The organism is Bradyrhizobium sp. R2.2-H (genome assembly GCF_004346455.1).
In the GTDB taxonomy this organism is placed as follows: domain Bacteria; phylum Pseudomonadota; class Alphaproteobacteria; order Rhizobiales; family Xanthobacteraceae; genus Bradyrhizobium; species Bradyrhizobium diversitatis.
Map to the genome: position 1 here is coordinate 101,469 of NZ_SMBR01000001.1, position 17,423 is coordinate 118,891.

Annotated in this window: 17 protein-coding genes; 7 read left to right on the forward strand and 10 right to left on the reverse strand. The window is 64.2% G+C overall.

Annotated features, from left to right (window positions below; all coding sequences use genetic code 11):
- Positions 1 to 171: 171 nt before the first annotated feature.
- Positions 172 to 972, reverse strand: coding sequence for a hypothetical protein (locus tag EDE08_RS00445; RefSeq protein ID WP_131866154.1), 801 nt, complete (start codon positions 970 to 972; stop codon positions 172 to 174).
- A 228-nt stretch (positions 973 to 1,200) separates the two neighbouring features.
- Between EDE08_RS00445 and EDE08_RS38165 the strand changes: the two genes are divergently transcribed.
- Positions 1,201 to 1,494: an antibiotic biosynthesis monooxygenase gene (locus EDE08_RS38165; RefSeq protein WP_014497428.1), complete on the forward strand. Its 294-nt coding sequence runs from the start codon at positions 1,201 to 1,203 to the stop codon at positions 1,492 to 1,494.
- Between the two features lie 170 nt (positions 1,495 to 1,664).
- On the opposite strand, the gene EDE08_RS00455 is transcribed toward EDE08_RS38165, so the two are convergent.
- Positions 1,665 to 3,110, reverse strand: coding sequence for a helix-turn-helix domain-containing protein (locus EDE08_RS00455; RefSeq protein ID WP_131866156.1), 1,446 nt, complete (start codon positions 3,108 to 3,110; stop codon positions 1,665 to 1,667).
- Positions 3,111 to 3,340: 230 nt separating this feature from the next.
- On the opposite strand from EDE08_RS00455, the gene EDE08_RS00460 reads away from it, so the two are divergent.
- The 3 genes from EDE08_RS00460 to EDE08_RS00470 all read left to right on the forward strand — a co-directional run bounded on the left by EDE08_RS00460 (position 3,341) and on the right by EDE08_RS00470 (position 5,970).
- Entirely contained in the window at positions 3,341 to 4,972 is a 1,632-nt protein-coding gene (locus tag EDE08_RS00460) for an isocitrate lyase (protein ID WP_131866158.1), read from the forward strand.
- A gap of 32 nt (positions 4,973 to 5,004) precedes the next feature.
- On the forward strand, positions 5,005 to 5,217 hold the full coding sequence (locus tag EDE08_RS00465) for a DUF4170 domain-containing protein (protein ID WP_027575539.1): 213 nt from the start codon (positions 5,005 to 5,007) through the stop codon (positions 5,215 to 5,217).
- 198 nt (positions 5,218 to 5,415) lie between these two features.
- Positions 5,416 to 5,970 (forward strand): hypothetical protein, encoded by a 555-nt coding sequence (locus EDE08_RS00470; RefSeq protein WP_131866160.1) that lies wholly within the window; start codon positions 5,416 to 5,418, stop codon positions 5,968 to 5,970.
- A gap of 121 nt (positions 5,971 to 6,091) precedes the next feature.
- Here EDE08_RS00470 and EDE08_RS00475 read toward each other — a convergent pair whose 3' ends face one another.
- Positions 6,092 to 6,973 (reverse strand): metallophosphoesterase family protein, encoded by an 882-nt coding sequence (locus EDE08_RS00475; protein WP_131867382.1) that lies wholly within the window; start codon positions 6,971 to 6,973, stop codon positions 6,092 to 6,094.
- A 107-nt stretch (positions 6,974 to 7,080) separates the two neighbouring features.
- On the opposite strand from EDE08_RS00475, the gene EDE08_RS00480 reads away from it, so the two are divergent.
- Positions 7,081 to 7,572 (forward strand): NUDIX domain-containing protein, encoded by a 492-nt coding sequence (locus tag EDE08_RS00480; RefSeq protein WP_131866162.1) that lies wholly within the window; start codon positions 7,081 to 7,083, stop codon positions 7,570 to 7,572.
- 224 nt (positions 7,573 to 7,796) lie between these two features.
- Positions 7,797 to 8,312 (forward strand): GNAT family N-acetyltransferase, encoded by a 516-nt coding sequence (locus tag EDE08_RS00485; protein WP_131866164.1) that lies wholly within the window; start codon positions 7,797 to 7,799, stop codon positions 8,310 to 8,312.
- A gap of 116 nt (positions 8,313 to 8,428) precedes the next feature.
- Here the strand turns inward: EDE08_RS00485 and EDE08_RS00490 are convergent, their stop codons facing one another.
- Genes EDE08_RS00490 through EDE08_RS00500 form a run of 3 tightly spaced genes read right to left on the reverse strand, consistent with a single transcriptional unit; the run spans position 8,429 to position 10,600 of the window.
- Entirely contained in the window at positions 8,429 to 9,541 is a 1,113-nt protein-coding gene (locus EDE08_RS00490) for a helix-turn-helix transcriptional regulator (protein WP_131866166.1), read from the reverse strand.
- 32 nt (positions 9,542 to 9,573) lie between these two features.
- On the reverse strand, positions 9,574 to 9,753 hold the full coding sequence (locus EDE08_RS00495) for a hypothetical protein (RefSeq protein WP_131866169.1): 180 nt from the start codon (positions 9,751 to 9,753) through the stop codon (positions 9,574 to 9,576).
- Between the two features lie 16 nt (positions 9,754 to 9,769).
- Positions 9,770 to 10,600, reverse strand: coding sequence for a sulfite exporter TauE/SafE family protein (locus tag EDE08_RS00500; protein WP_131866171.1), 831 nt, complete (start codon positions 10,598 to 10,600; stop codon positions 9,770 to 9,772).
- Between the two features lie 350 nt (positions 10,601 to 10,950).
- Between EDE08_RS00500 and EDE08_RS00505 the strand changes: the two genes are divergently transcribed.
- A complete protein-coding gene (locus EDE08_RS00505; RefSeq protein ID WP_131866174.1) occupies positions 10,951 to 11,139 on the forward strand; it encodes a hypothetical protein in 189 nt (62 codons plus the stop codon).
- A 74-nt stretch (positions 11,140 to 11,213) separates the two neighbouring features.
- Here the strand turns inward: EDE08_RS00505 and EDE08_RS00510 are convergent, their stop codons facing one another.
- From EDE08_RS00510 to EDE08_RS00525, 4 genes are all read right to left on the reverse strand, one after another.
- Positions 11,214 to 13,592 (reverse strand): TonB-dependent receptor, encoded by a 2,379-nt coding sequence (locus EDE08_RS00510; RefSeq protein ID WP_131866176.1) that lies wholly within the window; start codon positions 13,590 to 13,592, stop codon positions 11,214 to 11,216.
- Positions 13,593 to 13,737: 145 nt separating this feature from the next.
- Positions 13,738 to 14,154, reverse strand: a complete 417-nt coding sequence (locus EDE08_RS00515) for a DUF2946 domain-containing protein (RefSeq protein ID WP_131866178.1) — start codon at positions 14,152 to 14,154, stop codon at positions 13,738 to 13,740.
- Positions 14,155 to 14,313: 159 nt separating this feature from the next.
- Positions 14,314 to 15,253 (reverse strand): IS630 family transposase gene (locus EDE08_RS00520; protein ID WP_165935705.1). Its coding sequence is split into 2 segments (ribosomal slippage): positions 14,314 to 14,916 and positions 14,918 to 15,253, totalling 939 coding nucleotides; the frame shifts between segments, so codons are not numbered across the junction.
- A 90-nt stretch (positions 15,254 to 15,343) separates the two neighbouring features.
- Positions 15,344 to 17,407, reverse strand: a complete 2,064-nt coding sequence (locus tag EDE08_RS00525; protein ID WP_131866182.1) for a hypothetical protein — start codon at positions 17,405 to 17,407, stop codon at positions 15,344 to 15,346.
- Between the last annotated feature and the right edge of the window lie 16 nt (positions 17,408 to 17,423).

The following is a 17,423-nucleotide window of genomic DNA, read 5'->3' on the forward strand; positions in this document are numbered from 1 at the left end:
TCTCATCCTCTTCGAAAAACGGTATCGATGCGGCGGGACTATGCAGATCGGGCCCCGCCTTGGCAATTCCCGCCAGCGTGTCATCCGCAGCTTCCAGCTTGCGAAGCAAAAAAAGCCGCGCATGTTGCGCGGCTTTTCGGCTGGCTTGCTTGGCCAGACGCGTTGTCTGCTTTACTTCAGCGAGGCCACCGGGCCGTTCGACGCCGTCGGCTCGGGGTCGAAGCCGAACACGCCGACCAGGTACTTGTAATAGTCCGGCATCTTCTCCTTGAGCGCCTCGCGCGACTTCGGATCGTGGAATTCGCTTTTTCCGGCCAGGAAGATGCTCGCGGTCACGGCAAAGAATTCCATGGGATTCTTCATCGCGTAGGAATCCTTGGGCAACATGTCCTTGGATTTGGCCAGCGCGTAGTAGGTGATCACGCCCTTGTTGGCATAACCGTCCGGCAGCAGCCGCGCGTGATAGGCATGGAGAAGCTCGTGCAGCAGCACGGCCTCCTTTTCGTAGCGCATCATGTCCGGCCGCAGCATGATCACGCCGAGCCCCGAGTCGACCGCGAGGTCGACGGCGTTCGGATTGGTCCAGCGCTGCTTGTCGTGGTCCCACACCGTCAGCGTCCGCGGCACGCGGCGCTCGACGTTGGGAGCGACGCGGCCGTAGCAGGCGGTCGCGGCGCCTTCGTCGAGGCAGGCGAGCTCGCTCGCGATGATCGGCACGGTACGGAAGAAGCGCAGCACGCGCGGCGACAGGCCGGCCGCTTCGACGGCGTCGATCTGCTGCTTCAGATTGTCGGCGAGCTTGTCGACGTCCTTGCGGTCGGAGTTCTCCGACAGGTCGAACATGTAGCCGCGGTAGCCCTGGAAGCCCGGCGGCAACGACGGCGCTGCGTTGGCATCGAGCGACCCGGCATGAGATGGATTGGCAAAGAGCGCGCCGACGATGGTCGCGGTCAGCAGCAACGCAATGCGCATGATGAAGCCCCCTGATGTCGTTTCGCCCGGCAGAATAGGCCGCCGTTGCTTGCGAAACGTGAGTGGGGCGAGACTAACGCGCCGATGTTGAGGCGTGTTTAATCCCTCGTTGCAGATCGCGCAGGCGGATTAGCGTGGGGTTAACCAAGCGTGGATCGGCGGCCTGCATCGGCGTATCATCGGCTCCGGGTCATGGGCCCAAAGTCCAGATAGCCGGAGGAGGATGCCATGTATGCCGCCATCCGTCAGGCCAAGGCGAAAAGCGGGAGTGCGGAAGAGCTGGCGCGCCGCATCAAGGACGGCGCCGTTCCGATCATCAGCGACGTCGATGGTTTTCGCGCCTACTACGTCGTCTATGCCGGCGACGACACGGTCACCGCGATCTCGATCTTCGACAAGTTCGAGCAGGCCGAGGAGGCGAACCGGCGCGCGATCGCCTGGATCGAGAAGGATCTCGGCCCGTTGCTCGCCGGGCATGCGAGTGCGGCGGCGGGGCCGGTGATCGTGCATACGCTGGCGTAGTTGGGCGGGTGCCTTCGCCTCTCCCCGCTTGCGGGGAGAGGCCGGAATTCGAGCGCAGCTTGAATTCCGGGTGAGGGGGACTCTCCGCGAGTCCGACTTGTGCCGTCCTCGCGGAGAGTCCCCCTCACCCCGACCCTCTCCCCGCAAGCGGGGTGAGGGAGAACATGCCCTCATAGCTCTCGTGCATTCGAAAACGCGAAGCTCGACACCCTTCGCGTCGTCTCGTCCAGGATCAGCGTGCGCGTGATCGGGGGCTCGGCGCGCTGGGCGCAGTTTTCGCGCTCGCACAGGCGGCAGTTGACGCCGATCGGCGTGCCCTCGGTTTTCTCCAGGTCGATGCCGGCGGCATAGGTCAAGCGTGCGGCGTGACGGATCTCGCAGCCGAGGCCGATGGCGAAGCGCGGCTGCGGCAGCGGGTGCGGCGCGACGGGGCGGCGCACCATCTGCGCGATCGAGAAATAGCGCGTGCCGTCCGGCAGCTCGATCACCTGCTTGAGCAGGCGGTCCGGCGTGTCGAAGGTCGAGTGCACGTTCCACAGCGGGCAGGTGCCGCCGAATTTCGAGAACGGGAAGGTGCCGGAGGAGAAGCGCTTCGAGACGTTGCCGGCATTGTCGACGCGCAAGAGGAAGAACGGAATGCCGCGCGCGTTCGGCCGCTGCAGGGTGGTGAGGCGGTGGCAGACCTGCTCGAAGCCGGAATTGAAGCGCTGCGCCAGCACGTGGATGTCGTAATTCAGCGCTTCGGCTGCGGCAAGGAAGGCCGGATAGGGCATCATCACCGCCGCTGCGAAGTAATTGCCGAGGGTGATGCGAAACAGGCGGCGCGGCGCGTCGTCCAGCGGGCCGGCGCGGCCGACAATGGTCTCCAGGGCTTGCGCGCATTCGCCAAGGCCGAGCTGGAACGCAAGCTGGAACGCGCGGCCGGGCGGGTCAACCAGCTCCGAGATCAAGAGCTGGCGGCGATGCCGGTCGAAGCGCCGCAGCGTCTCGCGCATCACGTCGACCGGCATGATGCGGGTCTGGATCGAATGCTTTTCACGCAGGCGCGCCGCAAGCGCGGCATACAGCCCTTCGGCTGGCACGTTCAGTTCGTCGCGCAGAGTCTCTGCGGCCTGCTCGAGCTCCGGGAAATAGTTGCGGTTGGCCTCGATCAGTTCACGTACGCGCTCGACCGGATTGGCCTCATAGCGCGTGCCGACGTCGCGGTCGGCCATTTGTGCGGCGGCCAGCGTCTCGCCTTGGCGCGCCTCGGTATAGGCGGCGTAGAGCCGCTGCAGCGCGTGGGTGACGCCGGGGCAGAGCTCGGCGAGGTCGCGCAGTTCCTGCTTGGGCAGGTCGATCTGGCGGAACAAGGGATCGGAGAAGATCTCGTTGAGCTCGGCGAAGAAGCGGTCCTCGTCGGCGGTGGCGAGGTCGCGCAGGTCGAGGTCATAGGTCTCGGCAAGGCGCAGCAGGATTTGCGCGGTCACCGGGCGCTGGTTGCGTTCGATCAGGTTGACATAGCTCGGCGAGATCCCGAGCCCCTCGGCGATCTGGGTCTGCGACAGCCCCAATTGCTGCCGGATCCTCCGGAAGCGCGGGCCGACGAAGAGTTTCTTGCCGGAAACGGCGGGCATGTCTCAGGTCTCCAGGCTCATCAAGGTCAGGTCTGCTGACCCATTGATTTACAAGATTTACAAAATAACATCTATTACATGTTCTGATGTTACATGACATCACCAATCGGAAACAAGCCCTCTATCCGAATTTTCCGTTTTCGCGTTTAGCTCCTGACACGCATCTCGCAATGCACTGTCAAGAATGTCGATGGCCAGCCATCGCCATCGTCAGCGAAAGGATCAGGTCCATGAACTACCAGCCCCGCGGCATCAGCCCCCTCCTGCGTCCGGCCTCCTATCAGAGCGAGGTCGAGGCAGCCCAGGCGCTCCTCGAGACCCAGCCGACCTGGAACGGCGTGTCGGCCGAGGCCGTCGCGCGCATGCGCCTGCAGAACCGCTTCAAGACCGGTCTCGACGTCGCCCGCTACACCGCGGCCTTGATGCGTGCGGACATGGCCGCCTATGACGGCGACCCCACCAAGTACACCCAGTCGCTCGGTTGCTGGCACGGCTTCATCGCCCAGCAGAAGCTGATCTCGGTCAAGAAGCACTTCGGCAAGACCGATCGCACCTATCTCTATCTCTCGGGTTGGATGATCGCCGCGCTGCGCTCCGAGTTCGGTCCGCTGCCCGACCAGTCGATGCACGAGAAGACCTCGGTGCCGGCGCTGATCGAAGAGCTCTACACCTTCCTTCGCCAGGCGGATTCGCGCGAGCTGAACGACATCTTCCGCGCCCTCGACAAGGCGCGCAAGGAAGGCGACAAGACCCGGGAGAAGGAGCTGATCGAGAAGATCGACAACTTCCAGACCCATGTCGTGCCCGTCATCGCAGACATCGACGCCGGTTTCGGCAATGCCGAGGCGACCTATCTGCTCGCCAGGAAGATGATCGAGGCGGGCGCCTGCGCGCTGCAGATCGAGAACCAGGTCTCGGACGAGAAGCAGTGCGGCCACCAGGACGGCAAGGTCACCGTGCCGCATGAGGTCTTCCTGGCGAAGATCCGTGCCTGCCGCCACGCCTTCCTCGAACTCGGCGTCGAAGACGGCGTCATCGTGACCCGCACCGATTCGCTCGGCGCCGGCCTGACGCAGCAGATCGCCGTCAGCCACAAGCCCGGCGACATCGGCGACCAGTACAACAGCTTCCTGGATTGCGAGGAAGTCACGGCGGAGAACGCCAGGAACGGCGACGTCATCATCAACCGCAACGGCAAGATGATGCGTCCGAAGCGGCTGCCCTCCAACCTCTACCAGTTCCGTCCGGGCACCGGCGAAGACCGCTGCGTGCTGGACTGCATCACCTCGCTGCAGAACGGCGCCGACCTGCTCTGGATCGAGACCGAGAAGCCGCATATCGAGCAGATCGCGAAGATGGTCGACCGCATCCGCAAGGTCGTGCCGAACGCCAAGCTGGCCTACAACAACTCGCCCTCGTTCAACTGGACCCTCAACTTCCGTTGGCAGGTCTTCGACGCCTGGAAGGAGGCCGGCAAGGACGTCAGCAAGTACAACCGTGCCGAGCTGATGAAGGCGGAGTACGACGACACGCCGCTGGCCAAGGAAGCCGACGAGCGCATCCGCACCTTCCAGGCGGATTCGGCCAAGCGCGCCGGCATCTTCCACCACCTGATCACGTTGCCGACCTATCACACGGCGGCGCTCTCGACCGACAATCTGGCCAGGGAGTATTTCGGCGAGCAGGGCATGCTGGGCTACGTCAAGAACGTCCAGCGCGCCGAGATCCGTCAGGGCATCGCCTGCGTGAAGCATCAGAACATGGCCGGCTCCGACATCGGCGACGACCACAAGGAGTACTTCGCCGGCGAGGCGGCCCTGAAGGCAGGCGGCGCCCACAACACGATGAACCAGTTCGGCTAACGAACCACGCACCTCTCGATAGGAGACTCACAATGACCAAAGGCAGCAATTTCTGGGTGATCGGCGGCGAGTTCGGTTCGATGAACTTCCACAAGCTCGTGGAAGGCTCGGCCCAGGTCAAAGGTCCGTTCAAGTCCCGCAAGGAGGCTGAGGACTGCTGGCGCGAGGTGTCGGAAGAGAGCCGCCACAAGGCCGGCGTCCGCTTCTCGATCGTGGAAGAGCCGCAGCGCGCCCCGGCAGCCTGATCAGGCGGCCGCCGAACTCACCTAAGAAGACGTCCAAGGACGGATGGTCCCATCCAGGCCTCAAGCCTGGGTGGGATCGTCTGTTTTTGGCACAGGTGTAAAGGCTGTGGGGCGCTGTAAGTATCTGGAATTGTGGGGCTTTGCGGAGGATGTGGTTGCTGATAGGTTAATGGTGGAAAGTCGAGGACGAGGCCGACAATGTCAGAGCCCGAGACCAGCGGGATCGATCCCGGCCAGCCGCGCCCGGTGCGGCTGCGCGATGCACTGCTGCGCGCACGGATCGAGGCCGCCGACCGGACCGGCGTCGTGGTCGATCTCAGGGACGCCGAGGTGGCGCGGCTCGAGATCCTCAACGACGGGCTCGATCCCCTGTTCGCGCAGGTGCCTGATCAGATCGACCTGTTCGACCGCGGCATCAGCCAGGGCGATACGCCGAGACTCTGGATCGACGTCGTCGCCCACATCGTGATGGGGCGCGACAAGCGGATGTACCGCTTCGTCCAGGACACCCGCTTCGGCCGCATCGTGCTCGCCGAATCGCACGATACCGCCGTGATCGTCGAGGCCGTCACCGATTATGTCGCGCGCCGCATGGTCGAGCGCGAGCGTGCGATGGTGGTCCCGCCCGAACCGCAGGCACCGGCCACCGTGCCGCCGCGCCGCTCGCGCGTCTGGCCGTTCGTGTTCGGGTTCGTGCTCGGCGCCGCCGCGTTGTTCGGGGTCGCGGTGCTGGCGGCTCTGCGGAGCTGGTAGATTTCTCTTGGCCGTCATTCCGGGGCATGCGAAGCATGACCCCGGAATCCATCGAGCAACAGCGCATGCGGGTGAATGGATTCCGGGTTCGCGCTGCGGCGCGCCCCGGAATGACAGCCAACTAAATCAACCTCGCATGCTTGATCTGCCCGATTTGAAATCCGGCCCCCAGGCTCCGCACCGTCTGCTCGCAGCGCCAGCCGGCATTGTCCTTCTCGATCGTCAGCAGATTATACGCCGCCGCCGGGTAGCGTCCGTGCGCGAGCGCGGAGGCCGAGGGAACGCCGAGCGCGGGAATGTTTCCGTTGGGACCTTCGATCCATATCGTCGAATGAACGTGGTCGTGCCCGTGCAGGATCAGCTCGACGCCGTGGCGCTTGAGCAGCGCCAGCAGCGCGGGCGCGTCTGTCATCCGTTTCTGGCGGGCATCGGATTTCAGCGGATGATGCACCAGCAGCACGCGGAAGACGTCCTCCGTCGCGAGCCGTTCGAGCACCTGTTCGAGCGAGGCGAGCTGATCGGGCCCGAGCGTGCCCGTCGCCATCAGCGGCAGGGTCGGTACCGCCGTGGACAGGCTGACCAGCGCAAGCGGTCCGCGCCGGCGCACGGACGGAAAACCGATGCGGCCATCGTCGCCGGCAAGATAGGGCGCAAACGTCTCGCCGAAACGATGAAAGGTGGCGCGGACATAGGCGTCATGGTTGCCGGGAATCGCGGTCACGCGCTCAGGCGGGCCGACGCTCTCGAGCCAGGCGAGGGCCGGCGCGAATTCCGCCTCCAGCGCGAGGTTGACGAGATCGCCCGTCACCGCGACGTGGTCGGGCGCCTGCGCCCTCATATCGGCGACGAGTGCGTCGAGAACCTCGCGGCGCTGGTATTTGTGGCGGTTGCGCGTCCAGTTGACATAGCCGAGCGCGCGCTTGCCCGCGAGCTCGATCAGCCGGGGCTTCGGCAAAGGCGGCAGATGCGGGTCGGACAGATGGGCGAGCGTGAAGGGAGCCAGCGTGTTGGGAGTCATGACGCGCGATTGCCTCGCTATTGCTCTACCGTAATGGCAAGGTCGCGCCCGGCGCGCAAGCAGGGCCTGAAACGGGGCGGCAGGGAAGTCTGATGGGAGAAAGTCTGAACCGTGTGCGACGGAAAGCCGAGCCGCTGCTGCGGCGGCTCTTCCACGCCTACTTCCTGCTCGTCCGCGGCATGACGCTCGGCGTCCGCGCCGTGGTGCTGGATGCCGAGGATCGGGTCTTCCTGGTCAGGCACAGCTACGTCAGCGGCTGGTATCTGCCTGGCGGCGGCGTCGATCACGGCGAGACCATGGAGCAGGCGATGCGGCGCGAGCTCAAGGAGGAGGGCGACATCGATCTCACCGGAGACGCCGTGCTGCACGGCATCTTCCTCAACAGCCACGTCTCCCGCCGCGACCACGTTGCGGTCTACGTCGTCAGGCAGTTCAGGCAGGACCGCGTCCCTGAGCCCAACCGCGAGATCGTCGAATGCGGGTTCTTCGCGATCACCGCGCTGCCCGAGGGCACCACGCCCGGCACGCGGCTGCGGATCGCGGAAGTGCTCGACGACCGGCCCTTGATTGCGACGTGGCGCTGAGGGCGGCCTGTGCCAGTAACCGGCTCGACCGCCGCCACGGAAAGCCGGATGAAGATTACCAAACCCGCTTTCGGCCTGACCTGCCTTCCGGTCCTCGCGGGCAACATCGGAATCCTGCTGGCGCTGGTCTCGATCATCTTCGCGATCCCGATTGTGAAACGGGACTGAGGTGGGTGCCACGCCCATGGACCTCCGCATTCGCAGATGCTACTCCGCCGGATGACATGACCGACCTCTCACTGACCATCCTTCCCGAGGCCGCCGGCGACGCTCAGGCGATCGAGCGGCTGCACGAACGTACCTTCGGTCCCGGCCGCTTCGTGCTGAGCGCCTACCGGATTCGCGAGCACGTCGACCATCTGCTCGAACTGTCCTTCACCGCCCGCATCGGCACGCTGCTGGTCGGCTCGGTCAGGCAGTTGCCGATCCTGATCGGCGACACGCCCGCTCTGCTGCTCGGTCCGCTCACCGTCGAGCCGCCGTTCCGCGGCCGCGGCGTCGGCCGTGCGTTGATGGAGCGCGCGCTGAAGGATGCGAAGGCGAAAGGCCACCGCCTCGTGCTGCTGGTCGGCGACGAACCCTATTACAGCCGCGTCGGTTTCAAGCCGGTCCCCAAGGGCCGCGTCGCCATGCCGGGCCCGGTCGATGCCGCCCGCATCCTGGTGTTCGAGCTCGTCGACGGCGCCTTCGAGGGCGTGTCGGGCCCGGTCGGCCCCGACTGGAGCAAGGCGCGGGGGTAGGGGCAGCCGCAGCTCCACGCCCGGATGGAGCGTCCGCCGTAGCTCGAAGGGCGAAGGCGGAAGCGCAATCCAAGGCCAGGCGGACAAGTCCCGGCTCTCGCTCCGCTCGATCCTGGCTATGAGACTTCGCCAGGGGATCTGACGACACCTATCGTCGCGAGAAGTGCGGCAAGCTCAGCCTGACCTCTTGTGTCGGTTTTGGCAAAGACTCGCCTGAGATGCGTTTTGACCGTATTGGCGGACAGCCCCAGCATGACGGCTGCTTCGGATGTCGTCCCGCCGGAGGACGCTGCAACTGCCACGCGCGCTTCCGCCCTGGTCAAGCCATATGCGTCCGTCAATTGCTGCGAGCTCGCCGTTCCTCTTTGCGAGGGATCGATCACGAAGGCGGCGCAGGCCGCGTTGCGGATGAAGGCCCCACGGAGCATCGCGACTTCTTCGCTGCGCAGTCCCACGACGACAATAGTCAGAAGCCGCGTTCCGTCCACCGCGGGAACACTCATCGTTCCGCCGGCTCCGCCGGCCAATGTCGACCGGACAAGGTTTGCGAGGCGTCTCGAATGCGGGGCTGACCAGGTTGCCATCGAGGGTTTGAGCTTGAGCGTCCCTTCCGCTTCCAGCGAACAGGACGCCTGGTTCGCAAAGACGACATGTGCCCTGGGACCCATGACGACGACGCCGTCCGCCAGTTGATCGATCACGTCGAACGCGGCTCTCCTCAACGCGTGATACCCGGTCAGGCGAAATCCCAATGTGACGGATCTCCGCAGATGGGGAGCCAGCATTTCGATGTGCTTACGGCCGGCTGCGTCGAATTCGCCGCGGCGTGTGCTGCGGCAGATGTTGAAGGCCACACGGAAGTCGTCCTTCGCTGCCAGCGCAATCATCGCGTTGTGTCCGATGCCTTGCGGCCTGAGGACCTCGTCGTAGAAGACCGATTTTTTGAGCTCGCGCAGCGGCACCACTTCGTCCGACAGGACCACTTGCCCGATCGGCTTGTCCTCCATAGCCTCCGACCAGGCATTCTGCATATGGCGTTCCTGGTAGACTTGACTGCATTGCTGGTTCAAGCGGCCGTTGAAATCGAAGTAGACTTGCTCGGCCGTGACCGATTGTCCGAACAATACCCCGCCTTCGCTTCCTGTGAGATCGGCGATAGCGGTGAGAACGGCAGGCCAGAGGTCTTGTTGGCCGGCGGCCTCGTATATCAAATCGAGGATGCGTTCCATATTGCGATCCGGGATACGCCAGACGAGCACTTCTACTTCTTCAGAGACGCGAGAGGCACGCTCGTGCCTGCAGTTTGAACATCATGATCGGTCGTCAGCGCCAGCATCAGCATGACGGCCAGCATCGATCCATAGAAGCTGACGACCGCAAGCCGCCATTTGCGCACCACGGGGCGGTCTGACCGGGGGCGATCCTGCGGGGATTTCTGCATGGGATGCTCCGAACCTTCAGAGGGGCCTGACAAAACCGATCCCGGCAGCCATCAGCAGCAGGCCCACGATGCGGTTGAACGTGGCGGTATCGACGCGGTTGAAGATAATCAGCCCGACATAGGCGCCGAGCACGGCGGGGGCTGCATAAAAGAGGAGGCCGAGCGGCATCACCTCTGACGGCCGCAAGACCATCAGCAAGGACAGCGACAGCAGCTGGTTGACCAGGATGAAAGGCTGGATGATTGCGCGGGCGCGGTGCTTGTCGAAACCTTGGACATGGCACCACATCGAAACGAAAGCGGCAGGAAATGCTGCAAGGTCTCCGGTAATGCCTCCCAGCGCGCCAACCGTGATGCGTCCCCACAAGGGATTTTTCCCGGACCGCAGAGTCGGCTTCAGCGCCGTGAAGGCGCCATAGGTGATCAACAGAGCTCCCAACATCGGCAGCAAGGTGGACGCCGAAGTGTTGCAGAGGAGATGAAGGCCGATGGGCAACGTCAAGATGCTGCCGAAGAGGTAGGGAGCGCACCGGCGCATCTCGATCGATTCACGCAAGCGCCAGACGCAGTAGACTTGTTGGGCGATCGAAGCCACCAGGAGAATCCGGACGATCGTGATCGGCTCGCTCAAGCTATGGAAGAGGAAGGCGCCGGCGATCGGCGAGAATGCGAAGCCTGCGATACTCGAAACCAGCGCGGACAGCAGCACGACCCAGCAAGCTGCTTTCGTCGCACTCGACGAGATGGCAAGCGCGACGGCGAAGATTCCGAGACAGACCGTGGGAATTGCTGGAAATGATTTGACGACGGAGAAAGTGGAAGCTGCCTTTGGATCGACAGGCGGCATGAAAACCTCCGACAACAAGACTTTGGTGGCAATCGCGGGTATCGATCTCCGATGACCCTACCCGCGCGGCAGAACAATGCGTGTGAACCAATTCACGACGTCGAGCCGAATATCGGGCTCGGTGCTTCTGATGCTAACGACTGCGAAGCAACGCAGCGTCACCCGACCGGGTGACAAATGGTGGAACACCAAGCACGCGCGGTGAATGCCGCGTCACGTTGCTCGAAAATTGTGCGCTTCGGTCGCAAATCTGAAACGTTTAATAGAATTGTATTTCATTGATATGCAATCAGAACGATAGTTTCCCTTTCCGTCATAGTTTCGCTGCTTAGTTTGGCAAAGCAGAACCCATGTTCGCGCCGACGATGTCGGCGCCACGATGTTGGTGCCGCAATGTCGAGGATGGAATGCGTCCTTCTCTGGTCAGACTGCTGGCGGCAACGATCGGCTTGGCCGTTGGTATTGCGTTGATTGCAGGAAAGCCGCCGGCCGACGGCCATCACAAGGGCCTTCGCCACGCGCACTTCGTTGCCAACTAGAGCATGATCGAGGTTCTGTATTCCGCTCACGCGGGAGGGATAGCCCTCCCGCACAATTCATGGCCTGATCATCGCTAGAACTTGAAGTTCGCGAACGCCCGCACGCCGATGCCGGGCAGCAGCACCTGGTCCTTGTTGAAGGAGACGGCATTGCGGATGTTCTCGTTCAGCAGGTTGTTGCCGACGAGCCCAACATACATCTCGCGCGCGCCGAACCAGCTTTGATGGAGCTTCGTCCTGTAACTGACTTCGGCCTTCAGCAGGTTGTAGCCGGGCGTCGGCGTCTCCGCGATCGGTGCGATGTCGTTTTGCGCGAACGCGTGCAGCAGGTTGATCCGGGCAAACCAGTCGGCGTCGCGATAGTACACACCACCACCCAGCCGCTGGGGCGGAATGCGTGGCACGTTGGTGCCGTCGTCGAAGGTCGCGCGCACGATGTCGTACTGACCCTCGATGCCCCAGATCCCGTTCCAGACCGGCATTACGTCGTACTGGAACTGGAATTCGCCGCCACGAAATGTCGCGTCGCGCTGCGAATAGACCGCCTGATTCAGTTCGAGGCCCGCGCCAAGCTGGCAAACGCCATCCTCACACGTGTTGCCGGTCAGGCGCCGGTAGATAAAACCGTTGAACTTGGTGTAGTAGCCGGTGATTTCGAAGCGAAGCGGCCCTACCGCCCGTCGCAGTCCCGCCTCGACCGACTTGGCGGTCTCGATGCCGAGATTGGGATTGCCTATGTCGAAAGTGGTGGTGGCATCGTGGCCGCCGCGCGAAAACAATTCCGCCGGTTTCGGCGCACGCTCGACATATTGGCCGGTGATGCTCGCGACCAGATCCCACGGAAGGTTGTGGATCAGGCCGATGCTCCCGCTCACCGGCGTGAAGTTGCGGTTGACCGCCGTTGCGGGGCCGATCGCGGCCGGATCGACAGTGAGGTCGAACACATCGGGGACGAAGGCGGGCGCCGTGCCGCTCAACCTTGCGTTCTCGACGCGCCCGGCGATCTGAGCCTTGGTGGCTTCGCTGAACTTGAACTCGTTGAAGATGTACCCGGCGACCTTTGTGTTCTTGTTCGGATCGAATAGTCCGTTGATCGGGCTACCTGGATCGTCCGGACTCGGCGCGGTCAGCTTCTGGTGCGACGCCTGAACGCCCACAGCGGTGGTCAGCGCAGCAAAGCGGACGTCGAACGGCGCAAGTTGGACCTCGACGCGGCCTTCCTGTTCCTTGTTGGTGAAGGTTTGTCTCACGCCGAGGGAGGTGAGATCGGCAGAGTCGGCGAGCCCGATCTCATCGTGTTTATAGTCGGTGGCCCCAGCCCAGAACCGAATCGCATCGATCGCCGCAGCGTCCGGCCGATACTCGCCTTGTGTCGTGAACTTTGTTTGTCGTCCGTCGATCCGCGTCAGGAACTCGCTGCCTTCGATACCGGGAATGTGGTAGAGCGCGTTGTGCTGCGTGATCGCCGCGCCAACGTAGCCGCCATCGAAGATGTAGGAGCCGCCGACAGAACCGCCGTAGGCCTGCGATGACGAATTCGGCTGGCGTCCGTTGAACGGCAGCGTCGGGTCGGTCAAGAACGGGTAGCTCGGGATGTTGTAGTCGCCGGCCTTGCGGCCAAAGGCATCGGCATGGACGGCAACGTTACCGCCGCCGGCGTCGAGCAGCACGGCACCTTCGACCCCGCGATCGACAGACGTCACTGCCGTCCGTGTTTCCGCGGTGATGCAGCCCGGCGATCCCATGTTTGCCAGCGGCGCCTTGGTCGGGAGTCCGTAAGTCGGAAAGGGCGCCGCGCAGGACGGCAAGGCATCCGGAATTCGATTGTTGGTCGCGCTGACCACGCCGCCGATCGCGGTGGAGCCGTAGCGTAGCGTCGCCGGTCCGCGGATGACCTCCACCTGGTTGGTTGCCAGCGGATCAATCGGCACGAAGTGATCCTCGCCGAGATCGGACGCGCCATTGCTGCCAATTCCGTTCTCGACGATGCCGACACGGTTGGTGTCGAGGCCGCGAATGATGGGGCGGCTGGATGCGCCGGGTGCGTATTCAGAGCCGGTGATGCCCGGCTTCGAGAACAGGAGGTCGCCGAGCGTGCCGCCGCCATTGCGGCGAATCTCCTCGTTCGGCACCACGGTGACGGTCGCGAACTGATCGGTCACGATCGGCAGCACGCCTTGCTGAGGCGCAGCGGGCACTGGCGCTGCCGGCGTTGCTTCAGCCGTTTGCTCGCGGCTGCGCACCCGCGCGGTCCGCGTGCCGCGGCCGGCGTTGCGGGACGGCACCACGGCCCTGCGCACGATCGGGCTCGGCGCCGTCACGGTGACGGCGGGGATTTCCGTCGATGATCTGTCTTGGGCCGGCTCTTGAGCGAAGGCGGGCGTGGCGGCAGCGCCGAGCAGGAGCAGGCTTGCTCCGCCAAGTCGTTGCGCGCGTCGCGATTTGAATGACATTGTCCTGATTCCAGTCAGGCGCCGTCCGGATGATGGTTTGCTGATCGGAGGCGGCCTGCCGTCGCGGCGCGACGGAATTCGACTTCAACTTCTCCCGGGCATTCGCCTGAAAGCGGCGAGGCCGGGCGTGACCAAGCGTTGGAAGTCAGGACGCGGGAGGGGCGCGGGGCTGGAATGCCGTGCCGGCCGATTTCAGATGGAGAAATTCGGCGTCGGTGGTGCGGTAGAGCAGGTCGATCGCCTGCGGCAGCTGCAACAGAGGCGGCGTCGCGAACAGGATCGTGCCCGCCATTGCGACGACGGCGCAGATCGCGCAACTGTCGTCGGCGGGATGCTCGTGGTCGGGTCCGGCGGGCGATTGTTTCTGGACGGCTGCGCGGTCGACCGCAGCTTGATCCTTGGCACTGTCTTTGAAGCCGTCGGTCTGCTGCAGCGAGGATTGGGCGAGGGGCGCGGCCTGCGCGAACCAGTGGCTGTGGCCGAATGTCAGCGCGAACTGCACCAGCATCGCGAACAACGCGAGCCGGGCGCCGTGCCTGATATTCGACCGGAACCACTTCATCTGGAAACGCCACCCCCACGTCGCGGGGCATCAATTCCTGATGTCGCGACGTTATAATGTAACATCGCTCGATCGGTCTGCAGATGTCAACGGCTGGTCGGGCTGCGCATGCAGTCGGCCCGTCCGATGTGTCGTTCGGGCAACTAAAGCGTGATGGCATCAGGTCCAATAGCCTGAATTTTTGAGGTAGTTGGCGCATTCTTCGGGTGTGAAGGCATCGAGCGCCTGGCTTATAGCAGCGCAGACTGCGTCGACGGTTCGTGCGGCGGCCTTTCGGAGTAGGTGCTTGAGCTTGGCAAAGACTTGCTCGATCGGGTTCAGGTCGGGCGAATATTTTGGCAGGAAGAAGAGTTTTGCGCCGACCGAGCGGATGAGCTGGCGCACCGCTTTGCTCTTGTGGCTACCGAGGTTATCCAGCACGACGATATCGCCGGGATGAAGGATGGGCAGAAGAACCTTCTCGACGTAGGTGCGAAAGCTCACGCCATCGATCGGCCCTTCGATGAACCATGGCGCGTCGATCCGGTCATGGCGCAGGGCCGCCAGGAAGGTCATCGTCTTCCAGCGGCCGTGGGGGACTTTGGCGTGAAGCCTGTGCCCTCGCGGCGCCCATCCCCTCAAGGACGCCATATCGGTCCTGGTCCAGGTCTCGTCGATAAAGACAAGCCGCTCAGCTTCGACGCGGTCTTGATACTTTGTCCATTGGGCTCGCCGCCGCGCCACGTCGGGTCGATCGCGTTCGCCAGCCGCCACGCTTTTTTTTGAAGCTGAGCTTCTCGGCATGCACGAAGTCCCACACCGAGTGGTAGTCGACCTTCAGGCCGCGGCAGGCAAGCTCAGCAACGAGACCACGTATGGTGAAATCGCCTTCCTTGGTCCGTTGCGACAGCCAGACCGCGTGGTCTCCCGAAATCGCCTTCGGCTTATGACCGCCCATCTGACCGGGTTCAACGCTGCCGGTCTCCTCAACCCGCTGCATCCAGCCGATGGCCGTGCTGATCGCAACCCCAAACTGCTTGGCGGCCCGATTGCGGGACATGCCGCCCTCGATCGCGGCCACAACACGCTTGCGAAGATCCACAGAATAAGGCTTGCCCATCCATGCTGGCCTCCTCTCCAGCCAGCATGGTGAATCAGAAATCGACCGATTTGGGAATCCCAAATCGATTCAACCTAACCCCATCCCGCTTTAGCGTCCTTCGCGGACCCAGGTCGCGGCGAAGGCGCCGAGCAGCAGCAACAGGCCGATCAGGCCGGAGAAGATCGGCAGCACGCCGACGCCCTTCACCACGCTGGCGTCGCGCATCCGCACGCCCATCCAGCCGTCGCCGTGGAACACGCTGGCCGAGCGCACCGGCAGGATGCGCGGCAGCTCGACGCTGGAGCCACTGGCCACGCGCACCGCGTCGCCGCCCGTTGCCTGCGTCAGCGGCTTTAGCGTATCGACCGTGGAGGTGACTTCCGAAAACTCCTTCGGATTGGTCGGGCCGACATTGATCAGCGCCTTCAGCGTGCCGTCGGTGGCCTGCCACAGGCCGAGCTCGTTCGCGGGCAGGCTGGCGCGCCACTCGCCGGGATCGGCAGCCGCCAGCGTCAAGTCGTGCGACACGCCCGATGGCGAGGTCACGCTCACCGGCTGGACGCTGTCCGCCATGGTCTGGCGCACCACGACGAGGTCCTTGCCCTGCACCTGGAGCCGCAGCGCTTCCTCGTCCAGATCAGGCTGCTTCATCAGCCAATGCGACGTCCGCCTGAGCAGATCGAGATGTGGTCCGCCGCCCTCATAGCCGCGCGCCCACAGCCAGATGTGATCGGAGAGCAGCAGCGCGACGCGGCCCTCGCCGAAGCGCGACAGGAACAGAAGCGGCTTGCCGTCAGCGCCGGTCATAACGGGCGGGTTGACGGCATTGCGGGTGTCGACGGTGCGGAAGAACCGGCTCCAGTGCGGCGGCTCGCTCGCCGAGCCCTCCAGCCCGCGCGTGACCGGATGGCGTTTGCCGACGTCGGACAGATGCGCATAGAACGGCTTTTCCGTCACGCCGACCGGCTCGGCCGGCAGCACCGAATCCAGCGGCGTGCGCCAGATGCTGGTGTTGGAGGCGTAGTCGGGCCCGGCCGAGACCAGCACCGCGCCGCCAGAGCGGACATAGCGCGCGATGTTGTCGAAATAGGCGATCGGCAGCACGCCCTGGCGGGCGTAGCGATCGAAGATGATCAGCTGGAATTCGTTGATCTTCTGCTGGAACAGCTCGCGCGTCGGAAACGCGATCAGCGACAATTCGTTGATCGGCGTGCCGTCCTGCTTCTCCGGTGGGCGCAGGATGGTGAAGTGGACGAGGTCGACGCTGGCGTCGGACTTGAGCAGGTTGCGCCAGGTGCGCTCGCCCGAATGCGGCTCGCCCGAGACCAGGAGCACCCGCAGCTTGTCGCGCACGCCGTCGATGGCGACGACGGCGCGGTTGTTCACCGGCGTCAGTTCGCGTTCGAGTGGCGAGGCCTCGATCTCGACGATGTTCGGACCGGCATGCTTGATGTCGACATCGACGCTGGCGGCCTGGCCGCTTCCCAGCGTGCGCTCGTTGATGACCTCGCCGTCGCGGCGGATCGTGACCCTGGCGCGCTCGCCGGAGACGCCCTGGTCGTCGAGCCGGTAGTTGATGGTCTGGGTCTGCCCGACGATGCCGAAGCGCGGCGCCGCCGTGATCGCGATGCGGCGGTCGCGCTCGTCCTTCTGCCCCGTGACCAGCGCGTGCACCGGCGCCTGGAAACCGAGCGCGGCGGCGTTCGCCGGAATGTCGTGGACGCGGCCGTCGGTGATCAGGAACCCGCCCGCGACGCGGTCGACCGGCACGTCCGCCAAGGCCGAAGCGAGGGCGCCGAACAGTTTCGTGCCGTCGGTCTCGCCGTCGGCCTGCCCAGCCTCGACGACGCGGACTTCGAGGCCCTTGATCTTCTTCAGGCTGTCGACCAGCGCTTCCTGCGCCTGGGCGGCCTCACGGTTGCGGTTGCCGAAATTCTGGCTCGGGCTCTTGTCGACGACGACGGCCGCCACCGAGGTGAGGGGATCGCGGTCCTCGCGGGTGAAGGAGGGATTGGCGAGCGCCAGCAGGACCAGCGCCAGCGCGGCCACGCGCACCGCGGCGCCGCGCGCGCGTGCCAGCAGCAGCACCAGCGCGATGACGACGATCGCGGCGAGCGCGAGCCACAGCACGATCGCGGGAACAAGTGGCGTGAATGCGATGCCGTAGTTCATGGTTCAAACCCATCCA

Bases quoted from the DNA above. Each gene is read 5' to 3' on its own strand.
- EDE08_RS00445 (WP_131866154.1), bottom strand. From the start codon at position 972: ATGCGCATTGCGTTGCTGCTGACCGCGACCATCGTCGGCGCGCTCTTT.
- EDE08_RS38165 (WP_014497428.1), top strand. From the start codon at position 1,201: ATGTATGCCGCCATCCGTCAGGCCAAGGCGAAAAGCGGGAGTGCGGAA.
- EDE08_RS00455 (WP_131866156.1), bottom strand. From the start codon at position 3,110: ATGCCCGCCGTTTCCGGCAAGAAACTCTTCGTCGGCCCGCGCTTCCGG.
- EDE08_RS00460 (WP_131866158.1), top strand. From the start codon at position 3,341: ATGAACTACCAGCCCCGCGGCATCAGCCCCCTCCTGCGTCCGGCCTCC.
- EDE08_RS00465 (WP_027575539.1), top strand. From the start codon at position 5,005: ATGACCAAAGGCAGCAATTTCTGGGTGATCGGCGGCGAGTTCGGTTCG.
- EDE08_RS00470 (WP_131866160.1), top strand. From the start codon at position 5,416: ATGTCAGAGCCCGAGACCAGCGGGATCGATCCCGGCCAGCCGCGCCCG.
- EDE08_RS00480 (WP_131866162.1), top strand. From the start codon at position 7,081: ATGGGAGAAAGTCTGAACCGTGTGCGACGGAAAGCCGAGCCGCTGCTG.
- EDE08_RS00485 (WP_131866164.1), top strand. From the start codon at position 7,797: ATGACCGACCTCTCACTGACCATCCTTCCCGAGGCCGCCGGCGACGCT.
- EDE08_RS00490 (WP_131866166.1), bottom strand. From the start codon at position 9,541: ATGGAACGCATCCTCGATTTGATATACGAGGCCGCCGGCCAACAAGAC.
- EDE08_RS00495 (WP_131866169.1), bottom strand. From the start codon at position 9,753: ATGCAGAAATCCCCGCAGGATCGCCCCCGGTCAGACCGCCCCGTGGTG.
- EDE08_RS00500 (WP_131866171.1), bottom strand. From the start codon at position 10,600: ATGCCGCCTGTCGATCCAAAGGCAGCTTCCACTTTCTCCGTCGTCAAA.
- EDE08_RS00505 (WP_131866174.1), top strand. From the start codon at position 10,951: ATGTTCGCGCCGACGATGTCGGCGCCACGATGTTGGTGCCGCAATGTC.
- EDE08_RS00510 (WP_131866176.1), bottom strand. From the start codon at position 13,592: ATGTCATTCAAATCGCGACGCGCGCAACGACTTGGCGGAGCAAGCCTG.
- EDE08_RS00515 (WP_131866178.1), bottom strand. From the start codon at position 14,154: ATGAAGTGGTTCCGGTCGAATATCAGGCACGGCGCCCGGCTCGCGTTG.
- EDE08_RS00525 (WP_131866182.1), bottom strand. From the start codon at position 17,407: ATGAACTACGGCATCGCATTCACGCCACTTGTTCCCGCGATCGTGCTG.